This is a genomic window from Neisseria sp. P0008.S010 (assembly GCF_051962715.1).
Lineage (GTDB): Bacteria > Pseudomonadota > Gammaproteobacteria > Burkholderiales > Neisseriaceae > Neisseria > Neisseria elongata.
In genome coordinates this window covers 1-374 of sequence record NZ_JBQCVA010000192.1, presented here as the reverse complement: position 1 = coordinate 374, position 374 = coordinate 1, and the positions used below count along the sequence as shown (strand labels likewise).

At 51.3% G+C, this 374-nt stretch carries 1 rRNA gene; it reads right to left on the bottom strand.

From position 1 onward, the window contains the following. A 16S ribosomal RNA gene (locus ACTHSL_RS13175) occupies window positions 1–374 on the bottom strand; the annotation flags it as partial.

Here is a 374-nt window from a genome sequence, read left to right as displayed (position 1 = left end):
TTGGTGTTCCCCACGATATCAACGGATTTCACCCCTACACCGTGAGTTACATGCACCTCTTACGCCCTCAAGACATACCGTATCTCGCGCGATCTCCAGGTTGAGCCCGGAGTTTTAACACAAGACTAATATGTCCGCCTACACACCCTTTACGCCCAGTAATTCCGGATAACGCTTGAGGTCTCTGTATTACCGCTCCTGCTGGCACAGAGTTGGGAACCTCTTATTCATGGGGTAACGTCAATAAACTTCCTCCCCCATAAAAGATGTTTACACCCCGAAGGGCTTCATCCATCACGCGGCGTCGCTCCGTCACACTTTCGTGCATTGCGGAAGATTCTCGACTGCAGCCACCCGTAGGCTGTCTCTTATAC